At 69.2% G+C, this 19,789-nt stretch carries 17 protein-coding genes; 6 read left to right on the forward strand and 11 right to left on the reverse strand.

From position 1 onward, the window contains the following. The first annotated feature begins 21 nt into the window (after window positions 1–21). Complete coding sequence (locus AB0K17_RS20615; RefSeq protein WP_344432471.1) at window positions 22–642, forward strand: DUF47 family protein; 621 nt, start codon at window positions 22–24, stop codon at window positions 640–642. A 6-nt stretch (window positions 643–648) separates the two neighbouring features. Further along, a complete protein-coding gene (locus AB0K17_RS20620) occupies window positions 649–1,647 on the forward strand; it encodes an inorganic phosphate transporter (protein ID WP_365967299.1) in 999 nt (332 codons plus the stop codon). Window positions 1,648–1,763: 116 nt separating this feature from the next. On the opposite strand, the gene pstB is transcribed toward AB0K17_RS20620, so the two are convergent. The 4 genes from pstB to pstS form a co-directional block, all read right to left on the reverse strand. Then, window positions 1,764–2,543, reverse strand: a complete 780-nt coding sequence (pstB, locus tag AB0K17_RS20625) for a phosphate ABC transporter ATP-binding protein PstB (RefSeq protein ID WP_365967300.1) — start codon at window positions 2,541–2,543, stop codon at window positions 1,764–1,766. Window positions 2,544–2,577: 34 nt separating this feature from the next. Continuing rightward, on the reverse strand, window positions 2,578–3,663 hold the full coding sequence (gene pstA / locus AB0K17_RS20630; protein ID WP_365983777.1) for a phosphate ABC transporter permease PstA: 1,086 nt from the start codon (window positions 3,661–3,663) through the stop codon (window positions 2,578–2,580). Further along, window positions 3,660–4,634: a phosphate ABC transporter permease subunit PstC gene (pstC, locus tag AB0K17_RS20635; protein WP_365967302.1), complete on the reverse strand. Its 975-nt coding sequence runs from the start codon at window positions 4,632–4,634 to the stop codon at window positions 3,660–3,662. The genes pstA and pstC overlap by 4 nt, the downstream gene beginning before the upstream one ends. A 197-nt stretch (window positions 4,635–4,831) precedes the next feature. Then, complete coding sequence (pstS, locus tag AB0K17_RS20640; RefSeq protein ID WP_365967303.1) at window positions 4,832–5,962, reverse strand: phosphate ABC transporter substrate-binding protein PstS; 1,131 nt, start codon at window positions 5,960–5,962, stop codon at window positions 4,832–4,834. Between the two features lie 468 nt (window positions 5,963–6,430). Here pstS and AB0K17_RS20645 point away from each other — a divergent pair, with 468 nt between their 5' ends. After that, on the forward strand, window positions 6,431–7,510 hold the full coding sequence (locus tag AB0K17_RS20645) for an NlpC/P60 family protein (RefSeq protein ID WP_365983778.1): 1,080 nt from the start codon (window positions 6,431–6,433) through the stop codon (window positions 7,508–7,510). A gap of 263 nt (window positions 7,511–7,773) precedes the next feature. Further along, complete coding sequence (locus AB0K17_RS20650; RefSeq protein WP_365983779.1) at window positions 7,774–9,066, forward strand: SpoIIE family protein phosphatase; 1,293 nt, start codon at window positions 7,774–7,776, stop codon at window positions 9,064–9,066. 45 nt (window positions 9,067–9,111) lie between these two features. Here AB0K17_RS20650 and AB0K17_RS20655 read toward each other — a convergent pair whose 3' ends face one another. The 5 genes from AB0K17_RS20655 to AB0K17_RS20675 all read right to left on the reverse strand — a co-directional run bounded on the left by AB0K17_RS20655 (window position 9,112) and on the right by AB0K17_RS20675 (window position 13,469). Beyond that, the gene (locus AB0K17_RS20655; protein ID WP_365967306.1) at window positions 9,112–9,456 is read right to left on the reverse strand and encodes a DUF2516 family protein; all 345 of its coding nucleotides are present in this window, start codon (window positions 9,454–9,456) and stop codon (window positions 9,112–9,114) included. A gap of 182 nt (window positions 9,457–9,638) precedes the next feature. After that, complete coding sequence (locus AB0K17_RS20660) at window positions 9,639–10,250, reverse strand: hypothetical protein (protein ID WP_365967307.1); 612 nt, start codon at window positions 10,248–10,250, stop codon at window positions 9,639–9,641. 18 nt (window positions 10,251–10,268) lie between these two features. Next, on the reverse strand, window positions 10,269–10,679 hold the full coding sequence (locus AB0K17_RS20665; RefSeq protein WP_365967308.1) for a helix-turn-helix transcriptional regulator: 411 nt from the start codon (window positions 10,677–10,679) through the stop codon (window positions 10,269–10,271). Between the two features lie 412 nt (window positions 10,680–11,091). Then, window positions 11,092–11,505, reverse strand: coding sequence for a hypothetical protein (locus AB0K17_RS20670; RefSeq protein WP_365983780.1), 414 nt, complete (start codon window positions 11,503–11,505; stop codon window positions 11,092–11,094). Beyond that, window positions 11,505–13,469 (reverse strand): hypothetical protein, encoded by a 1,965-nt coding sequence (locus AB0K17_RS20675; protein WP_365983781.1) that lies wholly within the window; start codon window positions 13,467–13,469, stop codon window positions 11,505–11,507. Before AB0K17_RS20675 ends, AB0K17_RS20670 begins: the two co-directional genes overlap by 1 nt. Before the next feature lie 554 nt (window positions 13,470–14,023). Between AB0K17_RS20675 and AB0K17_RS20680 the strand changes: the two genes are divergently transcribed. Together AB0K17_RS20680 and AB0K17_RS20685 are read left to right on the forward strand one after the other, a co-directional pair. Continuing rightward, window positions 14,024–14,986, forward strand: a complete 963-nt coding sequence (locus AB0K17_RS20680) for a DUF3825 domain-containing protein (protein ID WP_365983782.1) — start codon at window positions 14,024–14,026, stop codon at window positions 14,984–14,986. Window positions 14,987–15,276: 290 nt separating this feature from the next. Next, complete coding sequence (locus AB0K17_RS20685; protein ID WP_365983783.1) at window positions 15,277–17,214, forward strand: AAA family ATPase; 1,938 nt, start codon at window positions 15,277–15,279, stop codon at window positions 17,212–17,214. A gap of 67 nt (window positions 17,215–17,281) precedes the next feature. Here the strand turns inward: AB0K17_RS20685 and AB0K17_RS20690 are convergent, their stop codons facing one another. Next, the gene (locus AB0K17_RS20690; RefSeq protein ID WP_365983784.1) at window positions 17,282–18,514 is read right to left on the reverse strand and encodes a TniQ family protein; all 1,233 of its coding nucleotides are present in this window, start codon (window positions 18,512–18,514) and stop codon (window positions 17,282–17,284) included. Further along, a complete protein-coding gene (locus AB0K17_RS20695) occupies window positions 18,511–19,788 on the reverse strand; it encodes a TniB family NTP-binding protein (RefSeq protein ID WP_365983785.1) in 1,278 nt (425 codons plus the stop codon). The genes AB0K17_RS20690 and AB0K17_RS20695 overlap by 4 nt, the downstream gene beginning before the upstream one ends. Window position 19,789 lies beyond the last annotated feature (1 nt).

Here is a 19,789-nt window from a genome sequence, read left to right on the forward strand (position 1 = left end):
GCTGCACCCCGAGGATCCCACGTGCGTTTTCGTCTGACCCCCAGGGAGACGAGCTTCTACGACATGTTCGCCGCCTCTGCGGACAACATCGTCACGGGCTCCAAGCTCCTGATGGAACTGCTCGGAGCGGACAGCTCCGCCCGGGCCGAGATCGCCGAGCGGATGCGGGCAGCGGAGCACGCGGGGGACGACGCGACGCACGCGATCTTCCACCAGCTGAACTCCTCCTTCATCACGCCGTTCGACCGTGAGGACATCTACGCCCTCGCCGGCTCGCTCGACGACATCATGGACTTCATGGAGGAGGCCGTCGACCTGGTCGTCCTCTACCAGATCGAGGAACTGCCCAAGGGCGTCGAGCAGCAGATCGAGGTCCTCGCCCGGGCGGCGGAGCTGACCGCCGAGGCGATGCCGAACCTGCGGACGATGACGAACCTGACCGAGTACTGGATCGAGGTCAACCGCCTCGAGAACCAGGCCGACCAGATCCACCGCAAGCTGCTCGCCCACCTCTTCAACGGCAAGTACGACGCCATCGAGGTGCTCAAGCTCAAGCAGATCGTCGACGTGCTGGAGGAGGCCGCCGACGCGTTCGAGCACGTGGCGAACACGGTCGAGACCATCGCGGTCAAGGAGTCCTGACCCCCGGTGGACACGTTCGCACTCGTCGTGACCATCGGGGTCGCGCTCGGATTCACGTACACGAATGGCTTCCACGACTCCGCGAACGCCATCGCGACGTCGGTCTCCACGCGGGCGCTGACCCCGCGCGCGGCCCTCGCGATGGCGGCGGTGATGAACCTCGCCGGTGCCTTCCTCGGCAGCGGCGTCGCCAAGACCGTCAGTGAAGGGCTGATCGAGACGCCGACGGGCGACAAGGGGATGGGCATCCTCTTCGCCGCGCTGGTCGGCGCGATCGCCTGGAACCTGATCACCTGGTACTTCGGCCTGCCCTCGTCCTCCTCGCACGCCCTGTTCGGCGGCATGGTGGGCGCGGCGCTGGCGGGCGGCACGGCCGTCATCTGGTCGGGCGTGATCGAGAAGATCGTCATCCCGATGTTCCTCTCGCCCCTGGTCGGCATGGTCCTCGGCTATCTGGTGATGGTCGTGATCCTCTGGCTCTTCCGGAAGGCCAATCCGCACAAGGCCAAGCGCGGCTTCCGGATCGCCCAGACGGTCTCCGCCGCCGGCATGGCGCTCGGCCACGGTCTGCAGGACGCCCAGAAGACCATGGGCATCGTGGTGATGGCCCTGGTCATCGGCGACGTGCAGAACAAGGGCGACGCCATCCCGATCTGGGTGAAGATCGCCTGTGCCCTCATGCTGTCGCTGGGCACGTACGCCGGTGGCTGGCGCATCATGCGCACCCTCGGCCGGAAGATCATCGAGCTGGACCCGCCGCAGGGCTTCGCGGCGGAGACGACCGGCGCGTCGGTCATGTTCACCACGGCGTTCCTGTTCAAGGCGCCGATCTCCACGACGCACGTGATCACCTCGGCGATCATGGGCGTGGGCGCGACCAAGCGGGTCAACGCCGTGCGCTGGGGCGTCGCGAAGAACATCATCCTCGGCTGGTTCATCACCATGCCGGCGGCGGCCGCCGTGGCCGCGCTGTGCTACTGGCTGGTGCGCCTGGCCTTCGGGTGAGCGGGTAGCCGCCCGCTCGGGTGACGACGAACGGGCCCGGCCCCCTGGTACGAGCAGGGGGCCGGGCCCTTTGCCTTGCGGCGGCACCGCCGAGCAGCGCCGCAAGGCGGTCGGTGTCAGCCGAAGCGGCCGGAGATGTAGTCCTCGGTGGCCTGGACGGAGGGGTTGGAGAAGATCCGGGCCGTGTCGTCGATCTCGACGAGCTTGCCCGGCTGGCCCACGCCCGCCAGGTTGAAGAAGGCGGTGCGGTCGGAGACGCGGGCCGCCTGCTGCATGTTGTGGGTCACGATGACGATCGTGAAGCGCTCCTTCAGCTCCCCGATGAGGTCCTCGATGGCGAGCGTGGAGATCGGGTCGAGGGCCGAGCAGGGCTCGTCCATCAGGAGCACCTGCGGCTCGACGGCGATGGCCCGGGCGATGCACAGACGCTGCTGCTGGCCTCCGGACAGGCCCGCACCGGGCTTGTTCAGGCGGTCCTTGACCTCCTTCCAGAGGTTGGCGCCCTGCAGCGACTTCTCGACGACGTCGTCCAGGTCGGCCTTGCGCAGGCGCCCGCCGTTCAGGCGCACGCCGGCGACGACGTTCTCGTAGATGGACATGGTCGGGAACGGGTTGGGCCGCTGGAAGACCATGCCGACCGTGCGGCGGACGGAGACGGGGTCCACGCCGGCGCCGTAGAGGTTCTCGTCGTCCAGCATCACCTTGCCCTCGACGCGGCCGCCCGGGGTGACCTCGTGCATGCGGTTGAGGGTGCGCAGGAAGGTGGACTTGCCGCAGCCGGAGGGGCCGATGAAGGCCGTCACCGAGCGGGGCTCGACGGTCATCGAGATGTCCTCGATGGCCTTGTGGGTGCCGTAGTAGGCGGTCAGGCCGCTGACGTCGATTCGCTTGGCCATGGGGATCACTACTTCTTTCGGGGAATCAACCGCGTCAGCGGCTCTTGGGGGCCTTCCAGCGGGCGATGCCGCGGGCCACCAGGTTGAGGATCATGACGAAGGCGATGAGGACGAGGGCCGCCGCCCACGCGCGGTCGTAGCTGGCCGCGTTGCCGGCCGCCCACTGCTCGTAGATGTAGTACGGCAGGGAGGACTGGGCGCCTTCGAAGGGGTTGTCGTTGATCAGCTGGGAGCCGAAGACCAGCAGGACGATCGGGGCGGACTCACCGGCGATGCGGGCGACCGCGAGCATCAGGCCGGTGGCGATGCCGCCGATGGCGGTGGGCAGGACGACCTTGAGGATCGTGCGCCACTTCGGCACGCCGAGGGCGAGCGAGGCCTCGCGCAGCTCGTTCGGGACGAGCTTGAGCATCTCCTCGGTGGACCGGACGACCACCGGCATCATCAGGATCGCCAGGGCCATCGACCCGGCGAAGCCGGAGTAGCCGTTGTCCAGCATCAGGATCCAGAAGCTGAGGACGAACAGGCCGGCGACGATCGAGGGGATGCCGGTCATGACGTCGACGAAGAACGTCACGGCCTTGGCGAGCCGGCCGCGCCCGTACTCCACCAGGTAGACGGCCGTCAGCAGGCCGATGGGGGCCGCGATGGCGGTGGCGATGCCGACCTGCTCCAGGGTGCCGATGATGGCGTGGTAGACGCCGCCGCCGGGCTGGATGGTCAGGACGCCGGCCATGGAGTGGGACAGGAAGGTGCCGTCGAGGACCTTGGTGCCGCGACCGACCGTCTCCCAGATCAGCGAGACCAGCGGGACGACGGCGACGATGAAGCAGACCCACACCAGGCTGGTGAAGAGGCGGTCCTTGGCCTGGCGCACGCCCTCGACGGCGGTCGCGAGGACGAACGTGCCGGCTATGTAGAGCAGCGCGGCGATCAGGCCCCACTGGACGTGGCTGCCGAGCCCGGCTGCGGCGCCGACGCCGCAGGCGACGGCCACGGAGGCGGCCGCGAGGCCCGCGGGCGCCCAGCGCGGCAGGCGGGGCTGCTGCAGGCGGTAGGAGGGCAGGACCGGGGAGGCGCTGCCGGGGACGGCGGGCTGGTCCACGAATACCTCGCTCATGCCGTGTACTCCTTGCGCCGCGCGATGATCATCCGGGCCGCGCCGTTGACCAGGAGGGTCAGCACGAACAGGACGAGGCCGGAGGCGATGAGGGCGTCCTTGCCCAGCTCACCGGACTCCTTGAAGCTGCTCGCGATGTTCTGCGCGAACGTTCCGCCACCCGGGTCCAGCAGGCTCTTGCCGATCTCGAAGCTGGGGGAGAGGACGGTGGCGACGGCCATGGTCTCGCCGAGCGCCCGGCCGAGGCCGAGCATCGAGGCGCTGATGACGCCCGAGCGGCCGAAGGGCAGGACGGCCATCCGCACGACCTCCCAGCGCGTCGCGCCGAGGGCGAGCGCGGCCTCCTCGTTCATCCGCGGCGTCTGCCGGAAGACCTCGCGGCTGACGCTGGTGACGATCGGCAGGATCATGATCGCCAGCAGGATGCCGATGGTGAACAGCGAGCGGGCGGCGCCGTCGTGGTACGCGAAGATGCCGGTCCAGCCGAGGTACGTGTCGAGCCAGCCGTACAGCCCGCTCAGGTGCGGCACCAGGAACAGGGCGCCCCACAGGCCGTAGACGATCGACGGCACGGCGGCGAGCAGGTCGACGACGTAGGACAGCGGGGCGGCGAGCCGGCGCGGCGCGTAGTGCGAGATGAACAGCGCGATGCCGATGGCCACGGGTACCGCGATGAGCATCGCGATCAGGGAGCTGACCACCGTGCCGAAGGCCAGGACGGCGATGCCGAAGACCGGCGGGGTGGCGTTGGCGCTCCACTCGAAGGTGGTGAAGAAGTTGCCCTTGTTGTGCGAGAGGGCGTTGGTGGCTCGGACGGTGAGGAAGACCGCGATGGCGGCCATGATCACCAGAAGCAGGATCCCGGAGCCCCGGGACAGGGCCAGGAAGATCCGGTCACCCGGACGGGTGGCGGCCTTGGCCGCCCGGGCGGGGGCGGGTGGGCTGGGGGCGGTGGCTGGGGATATGTCCATGGGGTTCTCCGGTCTGCGAGCCGGCTGCCACGGGCCCGTCCGGACGCCGGCGTGGGATACGCGGACGTGCGGACGGACGAGCGGGCGGCGGCGCGGCTCCTGGCGCGGCGGTGCACCGGATGGCGCGGCTCCCCGGCTCCCGGCCGGCTCCCGGGACGGGCCCGGGGCGGCTCGGGGCGCGGAGGACCGCACCGGGGTCAGGAGAGGGTCGCGATGGTCTCGCGGACCTTCTTGGCGATCTCGGCGGGCAGCGGCGCGTAGCCGAGGCCCTTGAGGACCGACTGGCCGTCCTCACTGGCGATGTAGGTCAGGAAGGACTTGGTGGCCGGCAGCGTCTCGGCCTTGTTGCCCTTGTCGCCCACGATCTCGTAGGTCACCAGGGTGATCGGGTAGGCGCCCTCGGCCTTGGTGGTGTAGTTCAGCTTCAGGGAGAGGTCGGTGCCCGTACCGACGATCTTCGCCTCGGCGATGGCCTTGGAGGCGTTGTCGGAGGTGGCCTCGACCGGGGCCGCGGCGCCCGTGTTCAGCTTCACTGTCTTGATGTTGTTGGCGGTGGCGTACGACAGCTCGAAGTACGAGATGGCGCCCTTGGTCTGGGCGACCTGCGAGGAGACGCCGGCGGAGCCGTCCGCGGACTGGCCGCCCTTGGCCTTCCACGCCTTGGCGGGGTCGTACGGCCAGGACTTCTCGGCGGCGGCCTTGAGGTACTTGGTGAAGTTGTCGGTGGTGCCCGACTCGTCGGAGCGGTGGAAGGCCTGGATCTTCAGGTCCGGGAGCTTGGCGTCCTTGTTGAGCTTGGCGATCGCCGGGTCGTTCCACTTCTCGATCTTCGAGTCGAAGATCTGGGCGAGGGTGTCGGCGTCCAGGACGAGGTTGTCCACGCCCGGGACGTTGTAGCCGATCGCGATGGGGCCACCGACCATGGGGAGGTTGATGCCCTGGCCGCCCTTGACGACGTCCTTGGACTTGGCCACCTCCTCCGGCTTCAGCGGCGAGTCGGAGCCGGCGAAGGCGGTCTTGCCCTGCAGGAACTCCTGGACGCCCGCGCCCGAGCCGGTGGGCTTGTAGTTGATCTGGGTGTCCTTGCAGGCCGCCATGTAGTTCTTGACCCACAGGTCCATGGCGTTCTTCTGCGCGGACGAGCCCGAGGCCAGCAGCTGTCCCTTGCCCTCGCACTTGATGGCGCCGGCGGCCTGGGTGGAACCGGCGCCGCCGCCGTTGCCGCCGCTGTTGTCGTCCGAGCCGCACGCCGTGAGCACCAAGGCGCCGGAGACGGCGATGGCGCCGAGGGCGACGGTGCGAAGCCGGTTCTTGCTCTGAAGCTTCACTTTCGGATGTTCCTTCCGGGAGCCGCCGCTTGACGGCGGCGTGCGAGAGGTGGCAGGCGCGACGGTCTGGGCCGCACCCTCTAATCGGCGAAATTAGGCAGATGAGGTGAAGCGGTCGATGGAGCAGAGTGAACGGAGGGTGAACCTCACCCGTCAGGGTGGTGGATCGGCGGAAGGACTGCTTCCGGTGGTGTGACGGGAGTCGGCTCCCGTGCAGTGTGACGCAGCCCTCTGTTGATTTCTGGCAGCTCATGACACCATCCGAACCTTGCGTGACGGCATGTCGGGTACGGGGGCGGAGTCGCGGAGGTGTCGGTGGGGTCTCCTGGCGGGCGCAATGGTGGCGAGGGCCGAGGCACGGGTGGTGCGGACGGCGCGCACGGCGCGCGCCGGGGCGCAAGAAGTGCGGGACAAGGACGTACAGGGCCGGCCGACGGGCGTACCACCGGACGTACGGGTGGGCGCACCGTGGGACGCGTGGGCCGGGTGGCCGTGGCCACCGCGCTCGTCTGCGCCGCGGGGCTGGCGGTACTGGCGGTGCCCGGCGTGACCTATGCGGCACCCGTGCCGACCCCCGGGCCCACACCCACGGCGGGCGCCCCCTCCCGCAGCCTCGAAGAGGTGCACAGGGAGGTCGAAGCCCTCTACCGCAAGGCCGAGACCGCCACGGACGCCTACAACGCGGCGGGCGAGCAGCTGCGGCTGCAGGAGAAGTCGGTCGCCGACCTCACCCGGCGCGTCGCCGACGCACAGCAGCGGCTGGACCGGCTGCGGGCGCAGACCGGCGCCCTGGCCCGCGCCCAGTACCGCAGCGGCGGGCTCGGCCCCGGCACCCGGCTGATGCTCAGCGGCGAGCCCCACACCTTCCTGAGCGGCGCGGCCCTCGCCCGCAGGGGCGAGCAGGCCACCAAGGGCCTGATCGAGCGGTTGACGGCCACGAGGGCCGAGCTCGACCGCTACGCCAAGGCGGCGGAGGAGCGCCGCAAGGCGCTCGACGGCGAGCGGAAGAAGAAGGAAGCCGCCAAGAAGGAGATCGAGGAGCAGCTGGAGGCGGCCAAGAAGCTGGAGTCGCAGCTGCAGGAGAAGGAGCGGGACCGGCTGCGGCAGCTGGAGGAGGAGCGGGCGCGCCAGGCGCAGGCCCAGTGGCTGGCTTCCGCCGGTAAAGGTCTGATGAACCTACCGGGAAGCAGTGCTGCGACCGGGGACGCCAAGCGCGCGCTGGACTTCGCGACGGCGCAGATCGGCAAGAACTACGTCTGGGGCGCCGAGGGGCCCGACACCTACGACTGCTCGGGTCTGACCCTCAAGGCGTGGGCGGCCGGCGGCCGGCCGATTCCGCGCACCTCGCAGGAGCAGTGGCGGCAGCTGCCGAAGGTCGACCTGAAGGACATGCGCCCGGGCGATCTGATCATCTACTTCGGCGACGCCAGCCACGTGGGGATGTACGTGGGCGACGGCATGATCGTCCACGCGCCGCGGCCGGGCCGGCAGGTGACCCTGGCCGGGGCGGGGACCATGCCGATCCTCGGGGTCGTACGGCCGGGATGAGGGCCCGGCCGGGAGGCCGACGGGCACGGGAGGGGCGTGACGCCTTCGGGTGTGCGCTCCTCCGTTCGAGTGGAGAAGGGTGCCAACTCCCCGACGGACCAAGGCATATGACAGAGGCGGGTGGCTGCGTACCATTCCGTTCGACCGGGCTCTGGCGCTAGGGTCACGTTCGGTACTCGTCCGTGGGGCCGGCAAAGCGGCGAGGCACCGTGCTGAGGGGGTGGGGTGCCTCCAGCGACTGCTGGGGGAGGAAGGACCTAGTGATGCCCGTGCCCGTGCCGAGGCCGGCAGGACGGCCGCCCGCCGCGCCGACCGGTGAGGCCACCGGAGCCACCGCCGCTGCCGCCGACGCCCCCGAGGCCGCCGACGCCGACGGCGGGCTCACGCTGCTCGTGATCGAGGACGAGCCCGGCGGATCCCTCGCCGGGCGGCACATGACGGCCATGAACGGTGCGGCCGAGGGGCCCGTACGCATCCGTACCGCCCGCAACCTCACCGAGGCGGAACGGTTGCTCACCGACGACGTGCAGTGCATCCTCCTCGACCTCGCGCTGCCGCCCGCCGGCCGCACCCCCGGCCGGCCACCGGACGAACTGGCCACCCTGCGGCAGGTCCTGCGGCTCGCCCCCGACCACGCCGTCCTCGCCCTCACCGCCGAGGCCGACGCCGAACGGGCGGCGGAAGCCGTACGGGTCGGTGCCCAGGACTACCTCTTCCGCGACGAACTCGACGGTCGGGTGCTCAACCGTGCCATCCGCTACGCCGTCGAACGCAAGCGCGCCGACTTCGCCCAGCGGCAGCTCACCGAGAGCCGGCTGCGCGCCCAGGAGAACGCCCGCCTGGAACGGGGCCTGCTGCCGCACCCCCTGCTGGCCGGATCCGGACTGCGCTTCGCGGCCCGCTACCGCCCCGGCCGCAGCCGCGCCCTGCTCGGCGGCGACTTCTACGACAGCGTCCGCACGCCCGACGGCACCGTCCACGCGATGATCGGCGACGTGTGCGGGCACGGTCCGGACGAGGCGGCGCTGGGCGTGGAACTGCGCATCGCGTGGCGGGCCCTGACCCTCGCCGGACTGTGCGGCGACGAGCTGCTCGCCACGCTGCAACAAGTACTTGAGCACGAGCGGGCGCACGACGAGGTCTTCGCGACGCTGTGCACGGTGGACATGGCTCCCGACGGGCGTACCGCCTCCCTGTGCCTGGCCGGACACCCCGCGCCCCTGCTCGTCCGTCCCCGGCGGGCGCCGGTCCTGCTGCCGCAGGACTGCGGCGGCCCGGCGCTGGGCCTGCTCGCGTCCGCCCGCTGGCCGCACCGGCAGGTCGAACTGGGTCCCGCCTGGAGCCTGATGATGTACACCGACGGCCTGATCGAGGGCCGGGTGGGCACCGGGGCGCGGCGCCTGGGGCAGGAGGGGCTGATCGAGCTGGTGAGGCGTCGGAGGCGAGAGGGGCTGCGGGGAGAGGAGCTCCTGGAGGCGACCCTGACGGAGGTCCGAGCCCTCAACGGCGGCGACTTGACCGACGACGTGGCCGTGATCCTGCTCGACCGGGGGTGAGGGCGGGCGGTTGAGCGGCTCCCGGCTCGCCGAGTGGCTCCCGGCTCAGCGGCCGCCGTTGAACGGCCCGTACGGACCGTCCGAGCTCGAACCACGCCGCCGCCGCGGGCCGCCGCGGCCCGAGACCTGCCGCAGGGCGGGGCGCACGTCGACCATGTAGACGATCGTGGCGATCAGGCCGAGGATCGGCAGGAAGCTCATCACGCCGAAGAAGAAGTTCACGGCGCCGGCCAGGCCGAGGATGATCAGCCAGAAGCCCTTGGACTGCTTGTCGGCCGCGCGGTAGGCGTCCTCGCGGTGCACGGCGGCGTCGATGAAGGCGACGATCGTGAAGGCGAGCAGGCCGATCGAGATCCAGGACAGGACCTCGCCGAAGGCTTCCACCAGCATTTCCGCTCACCTCTTGTCCGTGCCTGCGCAGCGTCCTCTGCCACCGTACCGGCTGAACGATCCGGGCACGGCGTGCGTGCCCGGATCATTCGCGCCGTTGTTACGTCGTCTCTCCTGCGCCCCGCCTCTTCACGCCTTGTTTGTATGCCTTGTCTTTACGACCTGTCTTTGCGCCTCGTCGTTTACGCCTCGTCGCCGTTCTTGGCGTCGGCCTTCTTGGCGGCGGGCTTGCGGGTCGTGGTGGTGGAGCGGCGGGCGGCGGGCTTGGCCTCGGCCTCGGTCTCCTTGGACTCGGCGGTGTCCGCGCCCGCGGCCGGAGCCGGAGCGGCCTGCGCCTGCGTGGTCTTGTCGCTCTTGTCCTGCTCGCTGTCGGGCTCGACGGCGACCGCGATCTCGGCGATCTCCTCGGCGGCCTCGCCGCGCCAGGCCTTCACGGCCGTGCGGCCGCGCTCGGCCATCTTCTCGAACGTCTCCCCGGCCTGCGCGGCCGCCGAGACGGCCTGGCCGACGCCCCGCAGCGCGAGGTCCTGGGCGGTCTGCTTGAGCTTCTTGGCGTCGGTGTCGATCGTCCCGACGAGTCCGGCGACCTTGGTGGTCACCTGAGTGCCGACCTGCTTGGCCTGCTGGGTCACGCGCTCGCCCAGGGCCTTCGGGTCGGTGCTGCGCAGCTGCTCGATGCGGGCCGGGGCGTCGGCGACCAGCTGTCCCAGCTTCTCCGCGGCGAGGTCCGCGGTGCCGGCGGCGGCGTACACGGTGTCGGTGGCGGCCTTGCGGATGTCCTGTGTGATGGCCATGGCGTGGGATCTCCCGGATCAGCTCGAAGGTTTGCCGTGGTCGGGTGTGCTGTTGTCGTCCGCCCCGGCCGCCTTCTCGGCGGCGAGCGCGTTCTCCTTGCGGAAGGCCTCGTAGATCTGGAGCAGCGCCTGCTTCTGCTGCTCGTTGATCGAGGGGTCGGCGAGGATCACGCTGCGGACCTCCGCTTCCTCCCGTTCCCGCTCGTCGAGGATCCCGGCCTGCACGTACAGCGTCTCGGCGGAGATCCGCAGCGCCTTGGCCAGCTGCTGCAGGATCTCCGCACTCGGCCGGCGCAGGCCGCGCTCGATCTGGCTGAGGTACGGGTTGGACACTCCGGCGGCATCCGCGAGCTGTCGCAGGGTGAGCTGCGCGTTGCGCCGCTGCTCACGCAGGAACTCGCCGAGGTTGCCGACGTTGAGTGATGCCATGCGGACGATGCTGTCGCACATTGCTAACTTTTGCAAGCAAGCCGCTTGCAAAAGTGTGCTGATCGAGCCACGGTCCGTTGTGCCTCGTCACGCTAGCTGTCGTGTTGGCACGCAGACTGTCGTCTCCGGTCCCGGCGAAGTCGAGCGGGTCTCGTTCAGGTCGAGGAAGTCGCACGGGGGCACCGCACCCGAGCAGGGCGCCATTCACCTAGGGTCGGATCAGGGCGTTGGGTACGTGACACCGGGGCCGCGGTGTGTCCTGGCCAGTCGAGCGCCGGAACCGCCGTCGGAACAGTCGGAGTCCCTGAGGCCCGGTTATGCCCCTCGCAGTACATGGGCCCCCGCACTGTCCTCCCAGTGCGGGGGCCCACGTGTGTTTCCAGTGCCGGCCGTGGTTTCGGCCGGCCGAGGGTCAGGTGCGCTGGCGCGGCATGCGCGTCCGGTGCACGAGCGGGATGCCGAGGCGGGCGGCCACGGTCTTCTCCAGGGCGGACACGACGTGGCCGGGGGTGGCGTCACGCAGCGGGATCACCCAGTACTCGACCCACTCGTCCCGCTTCGACTTGCTGCCGTTGATGTGCTGGCTGAGCCGGGTCGCGGCGGCCCCCCGGTTCAGAGCCCGGATGGGGGCGGTCTTTCCGCAGTAGCAGGCGTTGCCGTTGCGGTTGATGGCGACGTAGATGGCCTTGTCTTCGTACCCGGAGTCCTCACCGATGGGGATCGGCTCGGGCTGCGGTTCGGCGAGCCACTGGCCCGCGAGCTGGGCGAGCATGGCGTACCGGTCGGTGTTGATGCCGACGACGCCAGCCCAGGTGGTGTTGGTCATCAGCGCGGCTCGTCCTCGGAGATGCGGGCGAGGGCCTTGCCCATGAAGTTGAGCTGCTTGAAGGACGGCTCGACGAGGATCCAGGGGAGTTCGTTGGTGGTGCCGTTCTTCTTGCGCATGTCGATCAAATCGTCGAGGTTGGTGGCGGCCGTGGTGAGGGACGCCTGGAAGGTCGTAAGGGCCTTGTCCTCGAGTTCGGTGTCGGTGGGGTCGTTCTGGTAGCCCTCGGGGTTGAACCCGTGGTTGGCTGCGAGCCGCAGGTGGGCGTTGAAGTCGCTGCCCTTCCAGTCGTCGCGCTCGACGAGGTGGCCGTCGGCCCACCACCGCGGGCGCCGGTTGGCCCGGATCCGCTTGATCGCGTCGGCGAGTACCTGCCGGCCCTCCCTCGTGTCGAGGATCGTCTTGATGACCGCGCCGACATTGGCGCGCATGACCTTGATGCCGCCGACGATCTGCTCGGCGGAGCCGCCGGGGGCGAGGAGGTTGCCGCTGGTGACGAGGTTGACCATAGCGATCACGCCGAGGAGCAGCCGAGCGGGGATGTCGTCGTTGTCAGCGCGCTCGAGAAGGTCGTCCACGGCCTGGTCGTTGTCGATGTTCTCGGCGGTCCACTCGTAGTCGGCGAGGGACTGCCACAGGCAGCCGGTGTCCAGCGCGGTGCGCACGGACGCCATGGTCTCCTTGGGGAGACTGGAGTAGGAGCGCAGGCCGAGTTCGACGGTCGGGCCGCTGCGGTGAGAGATGTAGAGGCGGCGCTTGTCAAGCTTGGCAGCCATGATCGCGTTCAGCCGGGGTTCCTTGCGGGTGAGCTGCTGGACGACGAACGTGAACCGCAGGTCGCGGAAGGTGGGGTTGAGGCCGAGGGTCTTCATGGAGTCGGTTACGTCGGCGCGGCCGAGGAGGACGTCCTTCACGGCCTGGGCGTTGTCGCCGAGCTCGCCGGCATCGAACAAGGCGGTGACGATCTCCTCGGCGGTGACGCCGTTCTGCGAGGACACATCGAACGGCTTCACCCCGATGTTCATGCGCATCAGCAGCGAGCGGACTGCGACGGGAAAGCGCCGCATGCCCATGTCCGGGTTGTCGTCGGTGTACCCGACGATGACCTGGACCGGGACGGTCATCGCGTTGAGGAGCATGGCGGCCTGGTCGCGCTTGTTACGGGCGGCCTTGCTCATACCGGTGGAGGCGTTGATGTCGCGGTGGGCGTTCTTGACGATCTCCCGAACGAGATCCCGCCGCTCGGCAAGGGGAAGCCGCATGAGGTGGGACGGGAGCAGCTGGACCGGGTCCTTGGCGGTGGTGGGATTGATCGAGCTGGCCGGGACCTTGATGCCAGCGGTGCAGGACGCCCAGCGACTGTTGCCGTCGACGATGTTCAGGTCCTCGTCGGGGTGGTGTCCGGGGTTGACGAAGGTGGCAGGGACGGCCGTCAGGGGCCGCTCAACGATGCGCCGGCCGACTTCCTGCGGGTTGTTCTCCCGCACGCGCTTGGACGCCCGGTCGATGGCGGCAAGGAGGTCGTCCATGGCGTCGGTGTAGACCAGGGCGGCGTCGGTGTCGTGCGCGGTGGGCATGGACAGGACCCGCTGATGGCCGCTGGTGTCCGGGTCGGCCGCATAGTGGGCCTCGTCGAGGAGCCGGTCGTTTTCGATCGCGGGAGACAACAGCAGCGTGTACGCGCGGTAGGTGATGATACTCAACCAGCCCGTCTCGACGCGGTGGCGCTCCAGGCGGGTGCCTTCGAGGAGTCCGGGCTCGACCGCTCCGAACGCGATCCGGCGGACGGCGGCGGGGGAGATCTGGACGTCGGGGTGGTTCTCGAGGAACTTGATCGCCTTGGTGGTCTTGCTGACCGGCTCGACGCGGTGCTCGAACGGCGTCGAGCGGTCGCCGGAGCGGATGTCGATGACCTCGATGCCGTCGATGTCGTCGTGCTCGTCGGGGATGTCGATGGTGCTCACAGGGCCTCATTCGCATGGGCCGGCGCGAGGTGGGCTCGCAGCCGGTGATCGGCGTACGCGAGCAGAGCGCCATCGGAGCGCAACGCACCCGTGTCCGCTCGGCGACGACCGCGGTCCTTCGCTGGGCTGACCCGGCGTCGCTTCGGTGACCTGCAGGCGGAATCCGGGTACCCGCCCCGTAACGTGCAGGCGGCGTACTCGGGTCTTGCCGGTGGATACCGCGGTGTCCACCGGCTGCACAACAGGCCGCCCTCGGCGGCGGCGATGGCAAGAGCGTACAGCCATCCGGTGGGCACGGCACACGAGTTGACGAATCCTCCGATCCGACCAGCCGCGACCTGCACCATCTCACCCGACGGCCCATCAGGATTGGGCGGGGTTACACACTCTTCGGTCGGGCCACCTCAGCGGATGCCCCACTGCCCCTCGGTCGCTAACCCCTACGCATCATCACCGAGAACACCGGCAACAGCACCTCATGAAGCCCTGACGATGTGCAGCCATATGAGGAAGACTGTCTGGCACTTCCGGCCAGCGACCTTGAGAGAGCTTCTGTGGCCAGCGAGAACCGCCCCTTGGCGTCACCAGCAGACCTTGCTCGCCTGAAGCAGCACTTCGACAGCGCGACGCCTCCGGCGCCGTCGACGCCCGTGGCACGATCGCCTCGTCTCTCTGGACTGTCTGGCAACGCGCTCTACGAGTACGCACACATGGGGAAGGTTCGATCGAGCGCCAGTCTTCGCGAGGGCGCCGGCGATCCCGACCTTTTCGACCGCTTGGCGGATATAGCGGAGCCTGAGAACTGGGATGGGCACGAGGCAGACTCAGCGAGCGGCAACCGCATCCTGCGCAATTACATCCGATGGACGTTCGAGCGCGCACACCAGCAGGGCAAGATCTCCACGAGCAGCGACGGGTCCTACTCCGCCTTCAACACTGGACTGGCAACTGCGCGGCAGGAAACGATCTACGGGCTCTTCCGTCACAACGACCGGCCCGACAGCCAGCCGTGGGTCTTCGTTGACTGGCGTCTGGAGAGCAAGCGCGACTTCATGGACCACTTCCCGCCCTCCCTACGTCCCGACTTCGTGACCTATACCGACAACCCGGCGGACTACATCTACGACTGGCGTCGGGAACTCGTTGTCAGCGTGGACCATATCCTCGACGATCAGGGAAACCTTGCTCGATTTCCCACAACACTCCAGGGAAATCCCCATCTTGCACGCATGGCGCTGAAGGGAGCCGTCGACGGAGCGGAGGACCGAGTCCGCCGTAACTACAAGGCAGCAGTTCCCACCTGGTACCCGGCACAGGACACGGTTCAGCTCCTACTCCCGCTGTCGCTCCTCGACGCCAGCGTGGTGGATCTCGCGCTTGTGGTCTCTCGTCAAGGGGAGTTCTACCGTGGCCACACAGTTCTCACCACCGCCATGGCATACAACAACGCCCGGCTACTGGCTCGGCCCGACAGCGACTGGCTGCAACCCGCTGCCGACGAAGAAGCTCTGTCGTAGCGAAGCCTGGCTCCAGTGCACTTCTCCCGTCCACAAGGAGAGGGAAGGTTCGTCAGATGTCGGCCTGGCGGGGAAAACCGCCACAGGAGTGTCAGAGGTCAGGGCTACCCTCAGCAGCAGCACATGAGAAGGCCCCGGGGCCGTCTCGGCGACGGCCCCGGGGACACTCCTGATTGGCATCTGGACCCTACCCGACGGGCAGTCGGGCGGCCTGCGGGCCGTCCGACACCGGTGGGCTGTTACTCGACACTGCCCCGGTCCCCTCGCACTTCGAGGAAGGACCGCCCCATATGGAACTGACCGGTGCCCGCGTCTCCAGCTACCGCTCGGTGGAGGATTCCGAGGAATTCCGCGTCGAGCCCGATGTCACCGCCCTCGTCGGCAAGAACGAGTCCGGCAAAACGAACCTCTTGCGGGTTCTCTACCGGATGCGGCCGGTGGAGCCCTCCGCCGGGTTCGACGAGGTGATTGACTACCCCGCCCGGTTGACCCGCCAGCGCAAGCAGGCCCCCGCCGACCAGCTGATCCCGGTCGTCGAGGCGTCTTTCCGCCTCAACGACGCGGAACTCGCCGCGATCGAGGCCGACCTGGGGGTGGGCGCCCTGAAGAGCCGCGAGTTCACCGTCGCCAAGGGCTACCGGGACGACACCGAGCAGTTCGATATCGACTGCGACGAAGCGGCCATCACCGCCCACCTGCGAACGAAGCTGGACCAGCCCTCCGCCACTGCCCCCGCCATCGCTCAGGCCACAAAGATCCAGACTCTTCTGGAGGGCCTGGACGCGCTCGGCACGCCGGAGGAGATCCCGGCGGCCGCGCAGGCCCTGGCCTCCCGCATCCGCGGCTGGCGGGGGCAGGATGTCGCGCTCTTCGTGATCGACGAGTACATCTCGCCGAAGATACCGAAGTTCGTCTACTTCGACGACTACGACGCGATGCCCGGCAAGGTCTCGATCCCTGACCTGATCGCCCGCCGCGACGGGGGCACGATCACGCGGGGCGAGCGGGCCCTGCTCAGCCTGCTGAGCATGGCCGGGATCCGGCCGGAGGACTTCCAGGAGACCGCACAGCACGAGCGGCTGATCCGGGAGTTGGAGAACGCCGGCAATGTCATCTCCGACGAGGTGTTCGAGTACTGGTCGCAGAGCGACGAGCTGGAAGTGAAGCTGGAGATCCTCCCGCCGGAAAGCGGCGCCACACCGCCGCTGGACCAGGGACCGATCCTGCAGATCCGCGTCCACAACCGGCGGCACCGCGCCTCGGTCCCCTTCGACGAGCGCTCACGCGGGTTCGTCTGGTTCTTCTCCTTCTTGGCCTACTTCAACGAGCTCGAGGAGGGCACCAGCAACGACCTGGTGATCCTGCTGGACGAACCCGGGCTGTCACTGCACGCCTGCGCCCAGAAGGACTTCCTGCGGCTCATCGACGAGCGGCTGGCACCCAAGCACCAGGTGCTCTACACGACGCACTCACCGTTCATGGTTTCGCCCGGCCGCCTGCACCGGGTCCGCACCGTCATCGATCACGACCGGGCCGGCACGAAGGTGTCAGAGGACATCTTCCGCGCCGACGAGGACACCGCGTTCCCGCTCCTGACCGCCATGGGCATCGAGATGACCCAGACGCTCTTTGTCGGCGAGCACACCCTGCTCCTCGAAGGACCGAGCGACCTGATCTACCTCGACGTCTTGAGCGAGGCCGCCGAGGCCCAGGGCTTGGAGGGACTCGACCCGCGCTGGGTGAAGACCCCCGTCGGCGGCGCCGGCAAGCTCTCCACCTTCGTCACCCTCCTCGGGGCGAACAAGCTGCACGTCGCCGTACTGACCGACTCCAGCACCAAGGACACCGGCGCCGTCCAGCGGCTGCGCGACAACGGCCAGCTGACGGCCAGCGGCCTCGTCCAGGTCGGCGAGTTCACCGGCACCGCGGACGCGGACATCGAAGATCTCTTCGCACCCGCCTTCTACCTGGAGCTGGTCAACCGCGCCTACCGCAACGACATCACCCAGCCAATCACGGCCGATGACCTCAACCCGAACGACCCGCGCATCGTCCGGCAGGTCGAGGCCGTATTCAAGAAGCGCAACCTCACCAAGGGCCGCTTCAACCACTACCGGCCCGCCGCGACCCTGCTGCGGGAACAGGCGAACCTGTTCGACCGGATCGACGCCGCGACCGCCCTCCGCGCGGGCAAGCTGTTCACCCGACTCAACGCGCTCCTGCCCTGACGACCAGCACTGGCACTGGGCCCCTCGACGAGCGGCCCAGTGCCTCGTAGGGCGACTTCCGGTCACGCTAAGCAATTGCCACCGGACCCGCTGCAGTCTGCGTGCGCCAGCGGTCGCGCTCGTCGAGCGCGTTGGCCTGCCATCGTCGTCCGGGCCCCCGCGGCGCACGCGGAGTCAGGGCGAGCTGGAGGGGGAGGGAACTGCCGGGCAGGTGCCGTAAGTAGGAGGCCAGAGCGGTAGCGCGAGAGGCGGCGGTCTCTGTCAAGGGGGTGAGTGCCTCATGAGACTGTGCCTCGTTCAGGCGCAGGAGACGATCTGCCACGTCCCATGCGGCGGCTCCGGCCAGAGCGTCGACGGCGGGGCGCAGGAACGCCTGGGAGCTGTGCTTCTTGGCGCCGTGCAGCAGCCGCTCGTACTCGCGGTGGCGCCAGGCGGCTTCGGCGTCGAGGACCTGGGCGAGCAGTGGCGTCGCGCACAGGGGGCGGGCGGCGGGCCAGGACAGCAAGGTCAGGGCGGTGACGGTCCGCAGGTCCATGAAGTACTGGGCTGCGGGGATCGGCCATCCGGTGCTGCGGACGGTGGGCGGTGCGGAGGGGGATAGCAGCCTGGCGAAGCGGCGCTGGAGGCGGTCGAGGACGCGTCGGGTAGACGCGTCCAGGCCCGGTTCCGCATGGCCCTGGGGGTCGGCCAGTTGGGTGCCGCACCCGCGTCGTCGGCACTGGGTGGGATGGAGGTCGTCTTCGTCGGTGCGGTCGATCATCTCGGCGGTGGCGACGAGCGTGTGGCAGCCGGGGCACAGATGCCGTAGGAGCCTTCGGTGGGTGAGGCAGGAGAAGACGGGCGGCAGACGCCAGTGGCGCCGCCAAGCCCCGCCGTGGAGCTGCTGGATGGCATCGTCCGGATCGCCGGCGAGGCACTGGGGGCAGTAGCGCCAGGTAGTGGTCCATACCCAGGGGTTGTTGTTGATGACGCGCATCGGGGTGGCGCGGCGGGTGTAGTGCGGGTCCAGCGGGCCGTAGCGGGCGGCGAGAGGGCCCAGGAGCAGGGAGCGGGCCTCGGCCGGGGTCAGCCGGGTCGCCTCCGCCAGGGCCTGCAGCCGGGTTTCGTCGAGGGTGTGGAGGTAGCTGAGGAGCATCGGGTTCCGGACGCGCGGGCCGCGTAGTCCAGTGCGGTGGGCGATCTCGTCCACGGTGGTGCCCGCGCGGTGGGCCAGACGCATCAGGTAGCCGGGCAGGATCTCGTCCGGCAGCGGGGAAAGGCTGCGGGGCAGTGGCTGGGAAGGGGTGAGGTCGCGGATCACGCTTCGGCTGCCGCGGTTGTGCCGGGGTCGTCGAAGACGGTGTTCCGGACGCGCTTGCGCTTCTTCGGCGGGCGCTTCGTGCTTTCGGGAGTGAGGTCGATGTCGGGGATCTCTCCCGCGCCCGGGTCGCGGTCCGGGACGTTGCCGAGGTTGATGGTGATGGTCTCCAGCAGGTCGGTCGTGATGGTCTCCAGGCCGGTGCGGATCGCCCGGGTGCAGGCGTCCTCGATGAGCCGGCGCAGCAGGCCGACGACGCCGTGGGTACGACGGTAGAGGTATTCGGGCATGTCGCCGCCGGTGAGGATGCCGGGTTCGGCGTCGAACAGCCGCAGCTGGTCCTCAATGCCGGCCAGGTGCTCGACGAACCCGGTCGTGCCAACGGAGGTGGTGGTGTCGAAGGGGGCGAGTTCGATCAGGTCGAAGCGGCGCTCGGTCTGGGTGGAGGCGTCCGGGTTGTAGCTGCGGCCCTCCTTGAGCGCGGGGAGGACCCACTGCTGGGTGCGCGGGTCGAACCATCCCTCGCGCAGCAGCCCGGAGCGGGGGATGTTGACGCCGATCAGGACCAGGGTGACGTCCAGGCTCATGAGGTCGCGGATCAGGTCGAGGGTGTCCTGGTCATCCTCGCGGTGCATCTTCAGCCGGGTGATGTCGTCCAGCAGCAGTACGGAGGTTCCATGGGCTCTGATGGAGGCGCGGACGTTGCGGATCATGCCGCGCAGGTTGCGTCCGTAGGGGGCGTGGTAGAAGTCCAGGATGGCCTCGCACAGGGCCATCGGCGTGGAGCGGACCGGCGTCTGGCAGTAGGCGACGGGGGCGAACAGGTCGCGGGTGCCGGGCAGGGCGGCGGGGTTGAGCTGGCGGCACAGATTCTTCCAGAAGTCCTCGAAGTCGGCGGATGCCTCGCAGACAGTCTCGGTCTTGCCCTGGTAGCCGCCGCCGGTGATCATCAGCCCGTCGCGGGTGCCGGGGCCGAAGCGCAGGGCGTTGTTGTCGATGCGGTCGCGCATCACCTCTACGACCGCGGCGCTCATCGGGGTCTCCAGCAGTCGCATGTTCACGTGTGTCGCGGTGCGGTGCAGGTTGTGCACGCTGCGCCCGCGCGGGGAGAGGGCGTCGAACTCGGCGCGGGATAGGCGTGGGGCGGGGACGAAGAGGCCGCGGGTGAGTTGCCACTCCTGCCAGCCGGTGCAGGTGGTGCGGTCGGGGCGGGGCCCGAAGCGCAGAAACGGCAGCGGCGCGGCGGATGCTCCGTTGTGCCGGTGGTCGTCTGCCATG

This window comes from Streptomyces sp. NPDC049585 (assembly GCF_040675615.1).
GTDB lineage: Bacteria > Actinomycetota > Actinomycetes > Streptomycetales > Streptomycetaceae > Streptomyces > Streptomyces luteosporeus.

What these genes read in the sequence shown, in the direction of transcription:
- pstB (WP_365967300.1), bottom strand. Translation starts at nt 2,543, where the DNA reads ATGGCCAAGCGAATCGACGTCAGCGGCCTGACCGCCTACTACGGCACC.
- AB0K17_RS20670 (WP_365983780.1), bottom strand. Translation starts at nt 11,505, where the DNA reads ATGACCAACACCACCTGGGCTGGCGTCGTCGGCATCAACACCGACCGG.
- AB0K17_RS20695 (WP_365983785.1), bottom strand. Translation starts at nt 19,788, where the DNA reads ATGGCAGACGACCACCGGCACAACGGAGCATCCGCCGCGCCGCTGCCG.
- AB0K17_RS20655 (WP_365967306.1), bottom strand. Translation starts at nt 9,456, where the DNA reads ATGCTGGTGGAAGCCTTCGGCGAGGTCCTGTCCTGGATCTCGATCGGC.
- AB0K17_RS20665 (WP_365967308.1), bottom strand. Translation starts at nt 10,679, where the DNA reads ATGGCATCACTCAACGTCGGCAACCTCGGCGAGTTCCTGCGTGAGCAG.
- AB0K17_RS20650 (WP_365983779.1), top strand. Translation starts at nt 7,774, where the DNA reads ATGCCCGTGCCCGTGCCGAGGCCGGCAGGACGGCCGCCCGCCGCGCCG.
- pstA (WP_365983777.1), bottom strand. Translation starts at nt 3,663, where the DNA reads ATGAGCGAGGTATTCGTGGACCAGCCCGCCGTCCCCGGCAGCGCCTCC.
- AB0K17_RS20660 (WP_365967307.1), bottom strand. Translation starts at nt 10,250, where the DNA reads ATGGCCATCACACAGGACATCCGCAAGGCCGCCACCGACACCGTGTAC.
- AB0K17_RS20685 (WP_365983783.1), top strand. Translation starts at nt 15,277, where the DNA reads ATGGAACTGACCGGTGCCCGCGTCTCCAGCTACCGCTCGGTGGAGGAT.
- pstC (WP_365967302.1), bottom strand. Translation starts at nt 4,634, where the DNA reads ATGGACATATCCCCAGCCACCGCCCCCAGCCCACCCGCCCCCGCCCGG.